16 protein-coding genes are annotated in these 15572 nt (G+C 64.7%); 10 read left to right on the top strand and 6 right to left on the bottom strand.

Features of this window, described 5'->3' with window-relative positions:
* Positions 1–2 precede the first annotated feature (2 nt).
* Positions 3–377 carry a PRC-barrel domain-containing protein gene (locus tag I6F12_RS02195; protein ID WP_036003959.1) on the bottom strand — a complete coding sequence of 125 codons (375 nt, stop codon included), beginning with the start codon at positions 375–377 and terminating at the stop codon, positions 3–5.
* A 145-nt stretch (positions 378–522) separates the two neighbouring features.
* Between I6F12_RS02195 and I6F12_RS02190 the strand changes: the two genes are divergently transcribed.
* The 7 genes from I6F12_RS02190 (at position 523) to I6F12_RS02160 (ending at position 5394) form a co-directional block, all read left to right on the top strand.
* A complete protein-coding gene (locus I6F12_RS02190; protein WP_225155403.1) occupies positions 523–2310 on the top strand; it encodes a thiamine pyrophosphate-requiring protein in 1788 nt (595 codons plus the stop codon).
* 8 nt (positions 2311–2318) lie between these two features.
* Complete coding sequence (locus I6F12_RS02185) at positions 2319–2546, top strand: hypothetical protein (protein ID WP_036003954.1); 228 nt, start codon at positions 2319–2321, stop codon at positions 2544–2546.
* Positions 2547–2632: 86 nt separating this feature from the next.
* Entirely contained in the window at positions 2633–3187 is a 555-nt protein-coding gene (locus I6F12_RS02180) for a DUF4142 domain-containing protein (protein WP_225155402.1), read from the top strand.
* 158 nt (positions 3188–3345) lie between these two features.
* On the top strand, positions 3346–3933 hold the full coding sequence (locus I6F12_RS02175) for a phosphatase PAP2 family protein (RefSeq protein ID WP_225155401.1): 588 nt from the start codon (positions 3346–3348) through the stop codon (positions 3931–3933).
* Positions 3930–4277: a DUF3147 family protein gene (locus tag I6F12_RS02170; protein ID WP_036030998.1), complete on the top strand. Its 348-nt coding sequence runs from the start codon at positions 3930–3932 to the stop codon at positions 4275–4277. The genes I6F12_RS02175 and I6F12_RS02170 overlap by 4 nt, the downstream gene beginning before the upstream one ends.
* On the top strand, positions 4277–4765 hold the full coding sequence (locus tag I6F12_RS02165) for a DUF3147 family protein (protein ID WP_225155400.1): 489 nt from the start codon (positions 4277–4279) through the stop codon (positions 4763–4765). The genes I6F12_RS02170 and I6F12_RS02165 overlap by 1 nt, the downstream gene beginning before the upstream one ends.
* Before the next feature lie 383 nt (positions 4766–5148).
* Positions 5149–5394 carry a hypothetical protein gene (locus I6F12_RS02160; protein WP_036003940.1) on the top strand — a complete coding sequence of 82 codons (246 nt, stop codon included), beginning with the start codon at positions 5149–5151 and terminating at the stop codon, positions 5392–5394.
* 146 nt (positions 5395–5540) lie between these two features.
* On the opposite strand, the gene I6F12_RS02155 is transcribed toward I6F12_RS02160, so the two are convergent.
* From I6F12_RS02155 to I6F12_RS02150, 3 genes are all read right to left on the bottom strand, one after another.
* Positions 5541–5744 (bottom strand): hypothetical protein, encoded by a 204-nt coding sequence (locus tag I6F12_RS02155; RefSeq protein WP_036003938.1) that lies wholly within the window; start codon positions 5742–5744, stop codon positions 5541–5543.
* A gap of 71 nt (positions 5745–5815) precedes the next feature.
* Entirely contained in the window at positions 5816–5944 is a 129-nt protein-coding gene (locus I6F12_RS37260; RefSeq protein ID WP_271542554.1) for a hypothetical protein, read from the bottom strand.
* A gap of 113 nt (positions 5945–6057) precedes the next feature.
* Positions 6058–6252: a hypothetical protein gene (locus I6F12_RS02150; protein WP_074447527.1), complete on the bottom strand. Its 195-nt coding sequence runs from the start codon at positions 6250–6252 to the stop codon at positions 6058–6060.
* A gap of 95 nt (positions 6253–6347) precedes the next feature.
* Between I6F12_RS02150 and I6F12_RS02145 the strand changes: the two genes are divergently transcribed.
* Positions 6348–6860, top strand: a complete 513-nt coding sequence (locus tag I6F12_RS02145) for a DUF4142 domain-containing protein (protein ID WP_225155399.1) — start codon at positions 6348–6350, stop codon at positions 6858–6860.
* 2 nt (positions 6861–6862) lie between these two features.
* Here I6F12_RS02145 and I6F12_RS02140 read toward each other — a convergent pair whose 3' ends face one another.
* Entirely contained in the window at positions 6863–7156 is a 294-nt protein-coding gene (locus tag I6F12_RS02140; RefSeq protein WP_225155398.1) for a hypothetical protein, read from the bottom strand.
* Positions 7157–7439: 283 nt separating this feature from the next.
* On the opposite strand from I6F12_RS02140, the gene I6F12_RS02135 reads away from it, so the two are divergent.
* Together I6F12_RS02135 and I6F12_RS02130 are read left to right on the top strand one after the other, a co-directional pair.
* Positions 7440–13733: a HAMP domain-containing protein gene (locus tag I6F12_RS02135; RefSeq protein WP_074447528.1), complete on the top strand. Its 6294-nt coding sequence runs from the start codon at positions 7440–7442 to the stop codon at positions 13731–13733.
* Positions 13734–13746: 13 nt separating this feature from the next.
* Complete coding sequence (locus tag I6F12_RS02130) at positions 13747–15234, top strand: HWE histidine kinase domain-containing protein (RefSeq protein ID WP_036003924.1); 1488 nt, start codon at positions 13747–13749, stop codon at positions 15232–15234.
* Here the strand turns inward: I6F12_RS02130 and I6F12_RS02125 are convergent.
* Positions 15231–15452 (bottom strand): hypothetical protein, encoded by a 222-nt coding sequence (locus tag I6F12_RS02125; RefSeq protein ID WP_225155397.1) that lies wholly within the window; start codon positions 15450–15452, stop codon positions 15231–15233. The two genes, I6F12_RS02130 and I6F12_RS02125, sit on opposite strands and share 4 nt — an antisense overlap.
* Positions 15453–15572: the final 120 nt, after the last annotated feature.

The following is a 15572-nucleotide window of genomic DNA, read 5'->3' as shown; positions in this document are numbered from 1 at the left end:
GCTCAAGCGAAGGGAACACCGTAATAGGAGTTGATGCCGCGCACGGCGGCGTCGTCGCTCCAGTTCCAGTCGGTCTTCTCACCGTATTTCGGCGCGCCTTCGAGATCCTTGGCGGTGATCGCAGTCACGTAACCGCCGAGCTCGGTGTCGTACTTCAGAGATTGCCAGGGCAACGGATAGTGATCATTGCCGAGGCCGAGAAAGCCGCCGAAACCAAGCACCGCATATGAGACCTTGCCGCTGATCTTGTCGATCATGACCCGTTCGATTGAACCGATCTTGTTGCGATCGGCACCGTAGACCGCGGTTCCCTCGACCTTGTCGCTTCCGATCAGCCGGCCCATCTCGTTACGGTCCAGTTCGCTCTGATTGAGCATCGTTATTCTCCACTCGGCTATTTGTGAATCAACCGAAAGCGGTGCGCGATCGTTCCGGCGCGTGTTCCGGAAATGCTTGGGAACATCGCCACAAAGAACCGGTTCTCTGAGGCTATCGAGGCCGCAACAGAGAAAGCCGCCCGCAATGTCCCAGACCGTCTCCGACTTCATCATTCAGCGCCTGCACCAATGGGGCGTGCGCCACATCTTTGGCTATCCGGGCGACGGCATCAACGGCGTGTTCGGTGCGATGAACCGGGCCGACGGCAAGATCGGCTTCGTGCAGGCGCGGCACGAGGAGATGGCGGCATTCATGGCCACCGCTTACGCAAAATTCTCAGGTCAGCTCGGCGTCTGCATTGCGACCTCCGGTCCCGGCGCCTCGCATCTCCTCACCGGGCTGTACGATGCGCTGCTCGATCACCAGCCGGTGCTGGCGATCGTCGGCCAGCAGTCGCGCAACGCCCTCGGCGGTCAATATCAGCAGGAACTCGACCTCCTCTCGATGTTCAAGGACGTCGCGGGCGCCTATGTCATGCAGGCCTCCTCGCCTGCGCAGGTGCGGCACCTGATTGATCGGTCGGTGCGGATCGCACTGGCGCGGCGGACTCCCACCGTCATCATCTTGCCCAACGACTTGCAGGAGGAGGCTTACGAGGACCCGCCCCGCGCCCACGGCACGCTGCACTCGGGCGTTGGATATAGCGCGCCTAAAGTCATTCCTCGTGATGCCGATCTCGACCGCGCCGCGGAGATCCTCAATGCCGGCAAAAAGGTCGCAATGCTCGTCGGCGCCGGAGCGCTCGGCGCCACCGACGACGTCATCGCGGTCGCCGACCGGCTGTCGGCCGGCTGCGCCAAGGCGATGCTGGGCAAGGCGGCGCTGCCCGACGACCTGCCATGGGTCACCGGCTCGATCGGCCTGCTCGGCACCGAGCCCAGCTACAACATGATGATGGAATGCGACACGCTGCTGATGGTGGGCTCGGCCTTTCCTTACGCCGAATTCCTGCCGAAGGAAGGCAGCGCGCGTGGCGTGCAGATCGACATCGATGCCAGCATGATGTCGATCCGCTTTCCCATGGAAGTCGGCCTCATCGGAGATGCCGCCGAGACGCTGCGCGCATTGCTGCCGCGGCTGAAGCCCAAGAGCGACGGCGCCTGGCGCCAGGGCATTCAGGACGACGTTACGACGTGGTGGAAGACTTTGGATGGCCGCGCGCATCAGCCCGCCGCACCAGTCAATCCGCAGCTCGTCGCCTGGGAATTGTCGCCGCGCCTGCCCGACCGCGCCATCATCACCAGCGATTCCGGCTCCTGCGCCAACTGGTTCGCCCGCGACCTGAAGATGCGGCGCGGCATGACGGCCTCGCTCTCCGGCGGGCTCGCCTCGATGGGCGCTGCGGTGCCTTACGCGCTCGCGGCCAAATACGCCCATCCAGACCGCCCCGTGATTGCACTCGTCGGGGACGGCGCCATGCAGATGAACAACATGGCCGAGCTGATCACCGCGGCGAAGTATTGGCGCGACTGGAACGACCCGCGTTTTATCGTCTGCGTCTTCAACAACGAGGACCTCAACCAAGTCACCTGGGAGCAACGCATCATCAACGGTGATCCCAAGTTCGAGGCGTCACAGCGCATTCCCGACGTCTCCTATTCGCGCTTCGCCGAACTGATCGGCCTGCGCGGCATCTTCGTCGACAGCCCACAGCTGCTCGGCTCGGCCTGGGAACAGGCGCTAACAAGCGAGATGCCCGTCGTGCTGGAAGTGAAAACCGATCCCGAGGTGCCGCCGCTGCCGCCACACATCACCTTGCAGCAGGCGAAGAACTTCTCGCTCGCCCTGATGAAGGGCGACCCGAACGAGAGCGGGATGATCAAGGGAGCAGCGCGGCAGGTGCTGGAATCGATCCTGCCAGGAAAGCAATGAGGCCAGCCATGAGTGATTTCCGCGACATCCGGCACGGCGTCAACGATCCGGTCGACGGTCTCGACGTCAAGCGCCGGATCAGTGACAACCCCACCTCCCACGAGCAGGCGCAGCACCACGCGGACGTACGGGCCGACGCGACCGCCACGGCGGCCGAACCGTTCCTGCCCGAACGGCTTCGACGCAAGCCGACAGATCCCATCAATCCGCGCACCGGACGGAATCGCGCGGATTAGCCGTTAGGAACCTCGGCCCCGGCGGCGTGTTGGTCGCCGCACGTCGCCGGCAAGCGGCCACGCGACCTTTTCGGAAGGATTTGACCATGAAACGCACAATCATCGCTCTTGCCTGCATGATTCTCGCAGGCCCCGCTCTCGCCCAGTCGCTGGGCGAAAAGACCGGCGTGAGTTCGGCGCTCGGCGTTGCGCCTGCGACCGCGGACTTCGTGACGCAGGTCGCGATCAGCGACATGTTTGAGATCGAATCGAGCAAGCTCGCCCAGCAGAAGGGCAACGCGGAAGAGAAAGCCTTCGCGCAGCAGATGATCACCGATCACACCAAGACGAGCAACGAGCTCAAGGGACTGGTCGGCAATGGCAAGGTGCAGGCCAAGCTGCCGACGGCGCTCGACAGCTCGCATCAGAGCAAGATCGACAAGCTCAAGAATGCGAGCGGCAAGGATTTCAGCTCGGACTACAATTCCTATCAGGTCAGCGCGCATGAAGATGCCGTGTCGCTGTTCGAGCGCTACGCCAAGGGCGGCGACAATGCCGAGCTCAAGGATTGGGCCGGCAAGACGCTCCCGGCGTTGAAGCACCACCTCGAGATGGCCAAGAACCTCGGCCGGGCGCCGAGCGTCGGCCAATCCAGCAAGTAACGCATTGCTGAGGGATGCCGGCCCTGCCGGCGTCCCTTCTCGCGCGCGATGAGAACGTCATCGCGCTGCCGCTGGGCGGTGCCTGCCGGTTGAGCCAGGAACCTTCTTTGTTTCCAGGCTTTACAAACTGTCACGGAGGAACAGTCGCCGACGGACCGATGGCCCTTGTAATAGTCAAACCCACCCGGATCGACACGGCGATCGCCAACGAGATCGCGCACAATACCAACTCGGGGCTCGAGCATGCCGCCCAGGCCATGACCTGGGGCGCCGACGAGCATGTCCTGGTTGCGCTCGCGGCAGCAGGATGGCTCTACACCCGCTTCCGGCACCCGCAGCAGCGCCCCGTTGCCGATCACGTCCTGATCGTGTCGCTGGCGACGGCCGTGTTACCACATGTCTTGAAATCCGTGTTCGATCAGACGAGGCCCGACCGGCTGACGGTGAGCGGCCATGGGCGCGGTGTTCCCTTTTCGGGGCGCGCGCACGATGCATTTCCCTCAGGTCACGCCGTGCATATGGGCGCCCTTGCCTCGGCCGCAGGCCTGTTGCCGCCGGCCCCGGGCAACCTGGCGCGCTCCTTTGCGGTAGCGCTGTCCCTGACGCGCGTCGCGCTGCTCGCGCACTGGGCCAGCGATGTCGTGGCAGGTTTCATGCTGGGCATCGTTGTCGAGCGCCTGTTCCGGCCGTTCACGATGGCGAAGTCACGGCAGCGGCAGCGCAGGGGCTCGGGGGGACAGCCATGACTGAATATCTCGTGCGCTTCGTCGCCGGCGGCCTGATCGTATCCGTCTTCGCGATCCTCGGTGACATGCTGCGGCCGAAGAGCTTTGCCGGGCTGCTCGGCGCCGCACCGTCGGTGGCGCTTGCCACCCTCGCCATCGCAGTGGTCCAGCACGGCCCGCAATATGCTGCGGCCCAGAGCTGGACGATGATCTATGGCGCCGTCGCGCTCGCCTGCTACAGCGTCGTCGTCTGCCACCTCCTGATGAGGTTCCGTTTCGGCGCGCTTCCAGCCACGATCCTCGCCTTTGCCGCATGGCTCGTTGTCGCCTTCGGCCTGCTCGCCGGCCTGGGAGGTGCCGCCTGATGCTGGTGAAGCTATCGACATCGGCGCTGAAACAGACGCGGTGGTACGAGTACGCCATTCGCTTCGTGCTCGGCGGCGGTGCGACGGTGCTCGCGGGCGTTATCGGCTCGAAGTCCGGCCCGTCCGTCGGCGGGCTCTTTCTTGCTCTTCCGGCCATCTTCTGCGCCAGCGCGACGCTGATCGAAAGCCACGAGCGTCACGCCAAGGAGAAGGCCGGCCTGAGCGGGCGGCGTCGCGGACAGAAGGCCGCGGCGCTCGATGCTGCCGGCGCCGCGCTCGGTAGCATCGGCCTCGCCGCGTTCGCCGCTATCTTCCATTTGATCGTCGGGTCAAGCGTCGCGCTCGCTTTTTTCGCCGCGCTGACGGTCTGGGCCATCGTGTCCGTGTCGGCCTGGTGGCTCAGGCGCAAGCTTCGCAATGTCTCCCACAAATCGCGCCGATCAGGCCATTCGCCGTCGGCAACGGGCTCTCGCTTCGCAAAGCCTTAAAGCGCGATGAGATGAATCGTCATCGCGCTTTAGATTGTTGTTTACGCATGATCTTTGCGGAAAACCGCTTCGCACTTTTTCGGATCATGCCCTAGCTCGCTTTCGCTCCCGTCGAAGGCTGCGATTGCGGCGGCTGAAGGCCCGGGCTGTTGGCCCAGCGCTCGACCTCATCAATGTTGCGGAAAGCTTGCGAGGTAACCTGACTTCGTCCGTCATGGTCTCTCTCCCTTCCGGAACAATGCCTTGCGGCGGCATGCGTTTCAATAAATTATTGATTTTATTTGATTTCCTACTCCCTTGCAGACTTCGTCGGCTTTCGCGGAACTCTCATCAAGTAGGTTCGTTGAGTAAGCTACTCAACCTACTCAATTTGCGTGATCGCCATGAACGACCTTCGCGCCGAGCGCCTTCAGGTCATGCTCTCGCCGGAAGAGTTGGCCGCCATTGACGATTTCCGGTTCAAGCACCGCATGCCGACGCGGGCGGCAGCAGTCCGCGAACTCCTGAAGTTCGGACTGGCCGCTGTGGGCGTCGATGCCGCTGCGGGCGTGAAGTCAAGCAGCTTCGGCGTATTCGGCCGCGGGCCTGAAGGACATACTCAGGGGGATCCGGAGAGCGGCGCCGAATGACGCACGGAAAGCCCCCACCAAAAGCAAACGACCCCGGCACGGTGGGTGCCAGGGCCGTCCTTGGAGATTGCTTCCGGCGCACCGGGGGCATGACTGCCGGAAGCAATCCGTCGACACTTCCCGCGGAAATTCGTTCCTGGTGAGAGCTAGCCCGTGGCGTCGCTCGAGCCGTCCGGCATGGCGCCGGAACCCGGCGTCTTGATGTTGTCGTTCAGCTTGGGATCGCGCGTCGCTTCACGCGAGGGGGAGCCTTTCGGATCCGCCTTGTGCACGGATTGCGCACGTTCCTTGTCGCGGGGCTGCACCTCCCCACGCTTGTCCTTGACGATGCCTTGGTCGGAATGGGCCATGATGCGCTCTCGCTTCTGCTGATGTGTCGGAGCGCTTACGCATTGCGGCGTCGAATGTTCCGCTGCCGCAATCAGCTGCGCACAGCATGGACGGCAGATGCGCTCTCGAGATGCACCTGTCGCACCGTCGTCACCGTCGCGAACGCGACGGAGACGCCAAAGGCGAGAATGAGGGAGAGAAGAGCCAGACGTGGAGCCATCGCCAAACCTCCTTCTGCAATTGGAAATCTCCGCGATCGACGTTCCCGGATGATCCCAAATCAGTTGTGCGCCTTCCGTGAGCGGTCTCACATGCAGATTTTTGAAGACGAGCTCACCCGTTCCGCTTTGGAGCTGCATGGACGGGAACGGGCGAAATTTCGCCGTCGAGCCAATCCTGCTCGTTGGCGAGTGCCGTCCAGGCGTCGGCCATGCGCGAATAGCGCTTATGGGCGGGCTGTCCGTCAGCGCGCTCGGCAAGCTGAAGACAATTGTCGGCGTTGTCTCTGAAGACGTCAGACTGTTTCATCTAGAGGACGTGGGGACGGAACTCTTGCGCCGCAACCCGCTTACCGGATCGTAATGGTCGGGGAACTTTCGCATGCGGTTCGTCATTGAAGATCGATGCGAGTTGTCGCCGCAATCATTCTGGCATTGATCAGCGCCTCGGCGCTTGCCGACAGCCTTGGCGAACGAAAGCCCGGCGCACGGGCGCCCTCCGCGATCGAGGTGATCAGCGGTGCCTACAATTTCAGCCGGTTTCAACAGGGGCTGCTCGAGAACACCGACCTCAAGGGCAACGCCGAGGTCAAGAACCTCGCCGCCCTGCGCGCCGAGGAAGCGGCTAAGCGCGACAAGAGGCTGAAAGAGGTCCAGGAGGCCATCGGCGCGGAATTGCATGTTGGCAGGGCGACATCCTCGAGCGCGAGCCTCGTCGAGCCCGAAATGTCGGATGGTCCGGCCTACGTCAGAAGTTTCTATGCCGCGCAGATTCCCGAGTATGAATCGATCATCAGCCTGCTCGAACGCTATCTGACGGCGCCCGACAATGCAGCGCTCGCAGCGTTCGCGCGCGAACAGCTTCCGCTGCTGCGCGCGCAGGTCAGGGACGCCGAGCGCACCATGGCGGACAAATAACTCTACTTGGCGTTCGGATGTTGCTGGCTCTGCGGCCGCACGGTGCGGTCGCTCTCCGGCATCTTGTCGCGACCCGCATCGCCGTTGTCGTCCTTGCCGCCGGACGAGGACGTGCCGCTTCCGCTTGGATTCGAGCGGGTGGCCGCTCCGGTGGTCGGCGTGTCCGCCTGCGGGTTGGCGGAGCTTGCGGCGGGGTCGCCCGTCACGGAGCCGCGCCCGCTTGGCGCACCGCCCTGCGCCAGAGCCGACCCCGCGGCAAGCGCCGTGAGGGCGATGGCGAAAATTGCTGCCTTCATGTCCGTTCTCCCTGTCTGCGCTGGCTAACCGTCAGGCTCGGCGCTCCGTTCCGAAGCAGGGCTGCGGACGTCGGAGGCGTTGACGACCCGCCCCTGCGGCCTTTTTCCTTTCGAGGGGTATGGAACAAACCGGTCGGTCCGTTGTTAACTCGGTCGGGCTGAGCAAAGCGGGTTCCATTTCCTTGCGCCGTACGTTGGCGCTTGATTTCGAATTTGGCTGACGCTCTTATTTCGTCGAACGCGTCTTGCCTCAGATTCGGCCGACGCCTGCGGGGGAAACAGTATGAGCGACCTCGATTCCGGAACTGCATCACGCTCCGGTCGTCGCGTCCCAAAGCCAAAAATCAACGGTACGTCCGAGTCAGATTCCCGAGCGGAACTGCTGCTCGCCCTCCAAGCGATGCGCAGCGGTGACTTTTCGGTGCGCATGAGCGGCGACTATCTCGGTATTGACGGCAAGATCGCCGACACTTTTAACGAAATTATCGCCGCGAACCAGCGCATGGCACAGCAGCTCGAGCTGGTGGGCCAGGTGGTGGGACGCGAAGGCAAGACCCGCCAGCGCGTGAAATTCGGCCTTGCGTCGGGCTCCTGGGCCGACATGGAAGGTTCGGTCAACACGCTGATCGACGACTTGTTGTGGCCGACGCGCGAGGTGACACGCGCGGTTGCCGCTGTCGCCCAGGGCGACCTGCTGCAGACCGTCAAGCTCGACGTCGACGGCCGTCCGCTCCGCGGCGAGTTCTTGCAGTCGGCGACGATCGTCAACACCATGATCAAGCAGCTCGGCGTGTTCACCTCGGAGGTGACGCGCGTGGCGCGCGAGGTCGGCACCGAAGGCAAGCTCGGCGGCCAGGCCCAGGTGCCGGAGGTGACCGGCGTCTGGAAGGACCTCACCGAGAGCGTCAACTCGATGGCGAACAACCTGACCAACCAGGTTCGCAACATCGCCGAGGTGACGATCGCGGTCGCCAACGGCGACCTCTCCAAGAAGATCACGGTCGACGTCCGCGGCGAGATCCTCCAGCTCAAGGAAGCCATCAATACGATGGTGGACCAGCTGCGCTCCTTCGCCTCCGAAGTGACGCGCGTGGCGCGCGAGGTCGGCACCGACGGCAAGCTCGGCGGCCAGGCCATCGTGCCCGGCGTCGCCGGCACCTGGAAGGACCTGACCGACTCCGTCAACGCGATGTGCGGCAACCTGACCGCACAGGTGCGCAACATCGCCAACGTCACCACCGCCGTGGCGCGCGGCGACCTCTCGCGCAAGATCACCGTGGACGTGCGCGGCGAGATCCTGGAGCTGAAGGACACCATCAACACGATGGTGGACCAGCTCAACTCGTTCGCCTCGGAAGTCACGCGCGTCGCGCGCGAGGTGGGCACCGAGGGCAAGCTCGGCGGCCAGGCCCAGGTGCCGGGCGTCGCCGGCACCTGGAAGGACCTCACCGACAACGTCAACTTCATGGCCTCCAACCTGACCGCGCAGGTCCGCAACATCGCCGACGTCGCGACCGCCATCGCGAGCGGTGACTTGTCGAAGAAGATCACGGTGAACGTCTCGGGCGAGATCCTTCAGCTGAAGGAAACGCTCAACACCATGGTCGACCAGCTCAACGCCTTCGCCGGCGAAGTCACGCGCGTCGCCCGCGAGGTCGGCACCGAGGGCCGGCTCGGCGGCCAAGCCAACGTGCTCGGCGTCGCCGGCACCTGGAAGGACCTCACCGAGAGCGTCAACTCGATGGCCTCGAACCTGACCGCGCAGGTCCGCAACATCGCCGAGGTGACCACCGCAGTCGCCGGCGGCGACCTCTCGAAGAAGATCACCGTGGACGTGCGCGGCGAGATCCTCGAGTTGAAGGACACCATCAACACGATGGTGGACCAGCTCAACGCCTTCGCCGGTGAAGTCACGCGCGTGGCGCGCGAGGTCGGCACCGAAGGCAAGCTCGGCGGTCAGGCGGTGGTGCGCGGCGTCGGCGGCACGTGGAAGGACCTCACCGACAGCGTCAACTCGATGGCCTCGAACCTCACCGGCCAGGTCCGCAACATCGCCGAGGTCGCAACCGCGGTGGCGAAGGGCGACTTGTCCAAGAAGATCACGGTGAACGTCTCGGGCGAAATCCTTCAGCTGAAGGAAACGCTCAACACCATGGTCGACCAGCTCAACGCCTTCGCCGGCGAAGTCACGCGCGTGGCGCGCGAGGTCGGCACCGACGGCAAGCTCGGCGGCCAGGCCGACGTGCCCGGCGTCGCCGGCACGTGGAAGGACCTGACCGACTCCGTGAACTCGATGGCGGGCAACCTCACCGCGCAGGTCCGCAACATCGCGGAAGTTGCCACCGCCATCGCCGGCGGCGACCTGTCGCGCAAGATCACTGTGGACGTGCGCGGCGAGATCCTTCAGCTCAAGGACACGCTGAACACCATGGTCGACCAGCTCAACCGCTTCGCGGGCGAGGTGACGCGCGTGGCGCGCGAGGTCGGCACCGAAGGCCGCCTCGGCGGTCAGGCCAACGTGCCCGGCGTCGCCGGCACCTGGAAGGATCTCACCGACAGCGTCAACTCGATGGCGGGTAACCTCACCGCCCAGGTCCGCAATATCGCCGAGGTGACGACCGCGGTGGCGCGCGGCGACCTCTCGCGCAAGATCACCGTCGACGTGAAGGGCGAAATCCTCGAGCTGAAGAACACCATCAACACCATGGTGGACCAGCTCAACGGCTTTGCCGGCGAAGTCACGCGCGTGGCGCGCGAGGTCGGCACCGAAGGCAAGCTCGGCGGCCAGGCCGAGGTGCCTGGCGTCGCCGGCACCTGGAAGGACCTCACCGACAACGTCAACTTCATGGCCTCCAACCTGACGGCGCAGGTCCGCAACATCGCCGAGGTCGCAACCGCCATCGCCGGCGGCGACCTGTCGAAGAAGATCACGGTGGACGTACGCGGCGAGATCCTTCTCCTGAAGGACACGCTGAACACCATGGTCGAGCAGCTCCGCTCCTTCGCCGCCGAAGTCACGCGCGTGGCGCGCGAGGTCGGCACCGAGGGCCGGCTCGGCGGTCAGGCCGTCGTACCCGGCGTCGGCGGCACCTGGAAGGATCTCACCGACAACGTCAACCTCTTGGCTGCGAACCTCACCACCCAGGTCCGCAACATCGCCGAAGTCACCACGGCGGTCGCGCGCGGCGACCTCTCGCGCAAGATCACCGTCGACGTGAAGGGCGAAATCCTGGAGCTGAAGAACACCATCAACACCATGGTGGACCAGCTCAACGCCTTCGCCGGCGAAGTGACGCGCGTCGCGCGCGAGGTGGGCACGGAAGGAAAGCTGGGCGGCCAGGCGCAAGTGCCCGGCGTCGCCGGCACCTGGAAGGATCTCACCGACACCGTCAACTTCATGGCGGCGAACCTGACCGAGCAGGTGCGCGGCATCGTCAAGGTGGTGACCGCGGTCGCCAACGGCGATCTGAAGCAGAACCTCACGGTGAAGTCGAAGGGCGAGGTCGCGGCGCTCGCCGACACCATCAACAACATGACCGAGACGCTCGCGACCTTCGCCGATCAGGTGACGTCGGTGGCGCGCGAGGTCGGCGTCGAAGGCCGCCTCGGGGGCCAGGCCAACGTGCCCGGCGCTGCCGGCACCTGGAAGGATCTCACCGGCAACGTCAACCTGCTCGCGGCCAACCTGACTTCGCAGGTGCGCGCGATCGCGGAAGTCGCAACTGCGGTGACCAAGGGCGACCTGACGCGGTCGATCCAGGTCGACGCCCGCGGCGAAGTGGCGGAGCTGAAGGACAACATCAACACGATGATCACCAACCTCCGTCTCACGACGGACGTGAATACCGAGCAGGACTGGCTCAAGACCAACCTCGCCAAGTTCACCAACATGCTCCAGGGACAGCGCGATCTCACCACGGTCGGCCGATTGCTGCTCACCGAATTGTCGCCGCTGGTGAACGCCCATACGGGCGTGATCTACCAGGTCGAGAACGAGAACGATCCCCAGCTCCTGCTGCTCGCCTCCTACGCCAGCGACGGCGTCTACCCCTATCAGCCGGTGCTGCAGTTCGGCGAAGGCCTGATCGGCCAATGCGCCTTCGACAAGCGGCCGCGCGTCGTCTCCGACATTCCCTCGGACGTGGTGCCGATCAACTCGGCGCTGTTCCGCGTCGCCCCGAAGAACCTCGTCGTGCTGCCGGTGCTGTTCGAGGGCCAAGTCAAGGCCGTGATCGAGCTCGCCTCGCTGGTCTCCTTCACGACCTCGCAGATGACGTTCCTGGAGCAGCTCACCGACTCCATCGGCATCGTGCTCAATTCGATCGAGGCCACGATGCAGACCGAAGGCCTGCTCAAGCAGTCGCAGCAGCTCGCCGGCGAGCTGCAGACCCAGCAGCGCGAATTGCAGCAGACCAACGACCAGCTCGAGCAGAAGGCGCAGCAGCTCGCCGAGCGCAACGTCGAGGTCGAACGCAAGAACCAGGAAATCGAGCAGGCCCGCCGCGCGCTCGAGGAGAAGGCGACCGAGCTCGCGCTGACGTCGAAGTACAAGTCCGAATTCCTCGCCAATATGAGCCACGAGCTGCGTACGCCGCTGAACTCGATCCTGATCCTCGGACAGCAGCTCAGCGACAATCCCGATGGCAACCTCTCGGCCAAGCAGGTCGAGTTCGCCCGCACCATCCATGGTGCCGGCACCGACCTGCTCAACCTCATCAGCGACATTCTCGATCTCTCCAAGATCGAGTCCGGCACCGTGACGGTCGACGCCGAGGAAATCCTGACCGCGAACCTGCTCGAGACCGTCGGCCGGCCGTTCCGGCACGAGGCGGACAACCGCAACCTGTCGTTCAAGATCGACGTCGATCCGAACCTGCCGCGCAGCATCGTGACCGACTCCAAGCGGCTGCAACAGGTTCTGAAGAATCTGCTCTCCAACGCCTTCAAGTTCACCGCCGACGGCGAAGTGCGCCTGAAAGTCGCCGGCGCAATCGGCGGCTGGGGGTCGGATCATCCGGTGCTGAACTCGGCGCCGGCCGTGATCGCCTTCGAAGTGTCCGACACCGGCATCGGCATTCCCCTGGAGAAGCAGAAGCTGATCTTCGAGGCGTTCCAGCAGGCCGATGCCGGCACCAGCCGCAAATATGGCGGCACCGGCCTCGGCCTTGCGATCAGCCGCGAGCTTGCCAGCCTGCTCGGCGGCGAGATCCACCTGCGCAGCGCGCCGGGCAAGGGCTCGACCTTCACGCTCTATCTGCCCTTGAAATATTCCGGCCCGACCCTCGCGCCGCGGGCGCCGGCGTCACAGCAATACGGCCAGCCGCCGGCGCTGCAGCCTGCCGCGCCTGACCAGCAGCGCGTTATCGAGCAGCTGCCCGACGACCGCCTCAACCTCGAGCCCGGCGACACCATTCTCCTGATCGTCGAGGACGATCCGCATTATGCCCGCGTGCTGGTCGATCTGGCCCGCGACAAGGGCTTCAAGGTCCTGGTCGCCGCGCGCGGCGCCGAGGCCCTCGAGCTCGCCAAGCAATACCAGCCGACGGCCGTCTCGCTCGACGTGTTCCTGCCCGACATGCTCGGCTGGACCGTGCTGAGCCAGCTCAAGCACAATCCGCTCACCCGCCACATCCCGGTCCAGATCATCACGCTCGACGAGGACCGCCAGCATGCGCTGGCGCGCGGCGCCTTCTCCTTCGTCAACAAGCCGACGACGACCGAGGGCGTCTCGGCCGCGCTGACGCAGATCAAGGAATATGCGCGGCCGCGGCGCAAGCGGCTCTTGATCGTCGAGGACAACGAGGCCGAGCGGCTCTCGATCCGCGAGCTGCTGCACCACGACGACATCGAGATCCTGGCCACGGATACCGGGGCAGGCGCGCTCACGACGTTGCGCGAGCAACCCTGCGATTGCGTGGTGCTCGACCTCAGGCTGCCCGACATGAGCGGCTTCGAGGTGCTCGATCAGATCCGCAACGACGAGGCGCTGTCGAACATCCCCGTCGTGGTGTTCACCGGCCGCGAGCTCTCGGCCGAGGAGGATGCGGAACTCCACACCATGGCACGCAGCATCGTGGTCAAGGGCGTGGAATCGCCCGAGCGCCTGCTCGACGAGACCGCGTTGTTCCTGCACCGCGTGATCACGGAGTTGCCGCTCGAGAAGCAGCGCATGCTGGAGAAGCTGAACAGTTCCGACGAGGACCTGATCGGCAAGACCGCCCTGCTCGTCGACGACGATGCCCGCAATATCTTCGCGCTCTCGAGCGTGCTGGAACGACGCGGCATGAAGGTGCTGACGGCCACGACCGGCAGCGAGGCGGTGACCTTGGTCGAATCCAATCCGGAGATCGCGATCGTGCTGATGGACATCATGATGCCGCAGATGGATGGCTACCAGACCATCGGCGTGATCCGCGAGAACCCGGCCTTCGCCCGTCTGCCGATCATCGCGTTGACCGCCAAGGCGATGAAGGGCGACCGGGAGAAATGCCTCGAAGCCGGCGCGTCCGACTACCTCGCCAAACCGGTCAACACCGACCAATTGCTGCTTGCGATCCGCATGTGGCTGCATCGCTGAGTTGGACATGCGTATGGACCAGGAAAAGGTCAACATCCTGCTCGTCGACGACCAGCCGGCCAAGCTGCTCGCCTATGAGGTGATCCTGAAGGATCTCGGCGAGAACCTCGTCATCGCCTCCTCGGGCCGCGAGGCGTTGGAGGTGCTGCTCAAGACCGAGATCGCGGTGATCCTGGTCGACGTCTGCATGCCCGAGCTCGACGGCTTCGAGCTCGCCGCGATGATCCGCGAGCATCCGCGTTTCCAGAAGACCGCCATGATCTTCATCTCGGCGATCCAGGTCAGCGACATCGACCGGCTGCGCGGCTACGAGATGGGCGCGGTCGATTACGTGCCGGTTCCGGTCGTGCCGGAGGTACTGCGCGCCAAGATCAAGGTGTTTGCCGAGCTCTACCGCAAGACGCGCGAGCTCGAACGGCTGAACCACGAGCTCGAGGATCGCGTCCGCGCCCGCACCGCGGAACTGGAGGCTTCCACCGCGAAGCTGCGCGAGAGCGAGCAGCGGCGCAGCATGGCGATCGCGGCAGGCAAGATGGGGTCCTGGGACTGGGACTGGATCAGCGGCGATTGGATGTGGGACGAGGGGCAATACAATATCTTCGGCGTCAGCCCCGACAATTTCGAGATCAATCCGGCCAACGTTCAGGCCCTGCTGCACCCCGACGACGTCGACCAGTTGCGCAAGGCGATCGCCGAGTTCAACAAGGGCACACGCGCCTATGAGACGGAGTTCCGCATCATCCGGCCCGACGGCGAGGTGCGCTGGTGCGTCGGCACGGCGGCCGCAACCACGGACGAGAGCGGGCGCGTGGTGCGCGTCAGCGGCGTGACCGTCGACATCACCGAGCGCAAGCGCGCCGAGGAGCGGCAGAACCTGCTGGCGCGGGAAGTCGATCATCGCGCGAAGAACGCGCTGGCGCTGGCGCAGTCGATCGTGCGCCTCACCCGGGCCGACGAGGTCAAGGCCTATGTCAACGCCGTCGAGGGGCGCATCAATGCGCTGGCGCGCGTGCACACCATCCTGTCGCTGTCGAGCTGGCAAGGCGCCGAGCTCTCCAGGCTGATCGACGAGGAGCTTGCGCCCTACTCGCTGGGCGACCAGATCAAATTGGCAGGGCCCGAAGTTCAGTTGCTGCCGGCGACGGCCCAGACGCTGGCGCTCGCACTGCACGAGCTCTTCACCAACTCGGCAAAGTACGGCGCGCTATCCACGCGAGCGGGGCGGCTCGCGATCGATTGGCAGGTCGACGAGGAGCTGCTCACGCTGAGCTGGGAGGAATCCGGCGGTCCCCTGGTCAAGACCCCGAAATCGCGCGGCTTCGGCACGCGAAGCCTGCTTGCGAGCATCGAGTCCCAGCTTGGCGGACAGGCGCAGTTCGATTGGCGCGCCGAGGGCCTGCTGTGCCGTCTTGAGGTGCCGTTGACACGCAAGACCGCGGCGGCTGCACCAAGCAAGTTCGACACCGCCGGCGCTGCCGAATTGCAACGCGCATCCGGTTAACCTGACGCTGCCCTGCTCATGCGCTGCGCCGTGCGTGGTTCGCGCGCGACGCGCCCTTCGAGCCAAGCTTCCGTTCGGGCGAGATCGCGCAGCGCCCTCGCGTAGCGGCGGGCCGCGCTTCGCTCCGCGCCAAGCGGAAGCTTGCGCGCCTTGCGCAGGATGTCCGCGGCCGCGTTGCGATAGGCCAGCGAGCGGTAAAGAAAGACGACCTTACCCATATCGATGTTCCCGTCAATGTTCCCGTTTTGCTGGCGCCCATCTTGGCAAGCCCGGCATGAACGCCGGATGAAACGGGCGGTAACAATTCCTTCAGCGGAACGGAACCCGGCGATCACATG

Origin of the sequence: Bradyrhizobium sp. IC4059, assembly GCF_020193615.1 — a bacterium.
GTDB classification, from domain to species: Bacteria; Pseudomonadota; Alphaproteobacteria; order Rhizobiales; family Xanthobacteraceae; genus Bradyrhizobium; species Bradyrhizobium yuanmingense.
This window is presented reverse-complemented; position numbering and strand designations above follow the sequence as displayed.

Coding starts and splice junctions, on each gene's coding strand:
- I6F12_RS02195 (WP_036003959.1), bottom strand. CDS start 377: ATGCTCAATCAGAGCGAACTGGACCGTAACGAGATGGGCCGGCTGATC.
- I6F12_RS02190 (WP_225155403.1), top strand. CDS start 523: ATGTCCCAGACCGTCTCCGACTTCATCATTCAGCGCCTGCACCAATGG.
- I6F12_RS02185 (WP_036003954.1), top strand. CDS start 2,319: ATGAGTGATTTCCGCGACATCCGGCACGGCGTCAACGATCCGGTCGAC.
- I6F12_RS02180 (WP_225155402.1), top strand. CDS start 2,633: ATGAAACGCACAATCATCGCTCTTGCCTGCATGATTCTCGCAGGCCCC.
- I6F12_RS02175 (WP_225155401.1), top strand. CDS start 3,346: ATGGCCCTTGTAATAGTCAAACCCACCCGGATCGACACGGCGATCGCC.
- I6F12_RS02170 (WP_036030998.1), top strand. CDS start 3,930: ATGACTGAATATCTCGTGCGCTTCGTCGCCGGCGGCCTGATCGTATCC.
- I6F12_RS02165 (WP_225155400.1), top strand. CDS start 4,277: ATGCTGGTGAAGCTATCGACATCGGCGCTGAAACAGACGCGGTGGTAC.
- I6F12_RS02160 (WP_036003940.1), top strand. CDS start 5,149: ATGAACGACCTTCGCGCCGAGCGCCTTCAGGTCATGCTCTCGCCGGAA.
- I6F12_RS02155 (WP_036003938.1), bottom strand. CDS start 5,744: ATGGCCCATTCCGACCAAGGCATCGTCAAGGACAAGCGTGGGGAGGTG.
- I6F12_RS37260 (WP_271542554.1), bottom strand. CDS start 5,944: ATGGCTCCACGTCTGGCTCTTCTCTCCCTCATTCTCGCCTTTGGCGTC.
- I6F12_RS02150 (WP_074447527.1), bottom strand. CDS start 6,252: ATGAAACAGTCTGACGTCTTCAGAGACAACGCCGACAATTGTCTTCAG.
- I6F12_RS02145 (WP_225155399.1), top strand. CDS start 6,348: ATGCGAGTTGTCGCCGCAATCATTCTGGCATTGATCAGCGCCTCGGCG.
- I6F12_RS02140 (WP_225155398.1), bottom strand. CDS start 7,156: ATGAAGGCAGCAATTTTCGCCATCGCCCTCACGGCGCTTGCCGCGGGG.
- I6F12_RS02135 (WP_074447528.1), top strand. CDS start 7,440: ATGAGCGACCTCGATTCCGGAACTGCATCACGCTCCGGTCGTCGCGTC.
- I6F12_RS02130 (WP_036003924.1), top strand. CDS start 13,747: ATGGACCAGGAAAAGGTCAACATCCTGCTCGTCGACGACCAGCCGGCC.
- I6F12_RS02125 (WP_225155397.1), bottom strand. CDS start 15,452: ATGGGTAAGGTCGTCTTTCTTTACCGCTCGCTGGCCTATCGCAACGCG.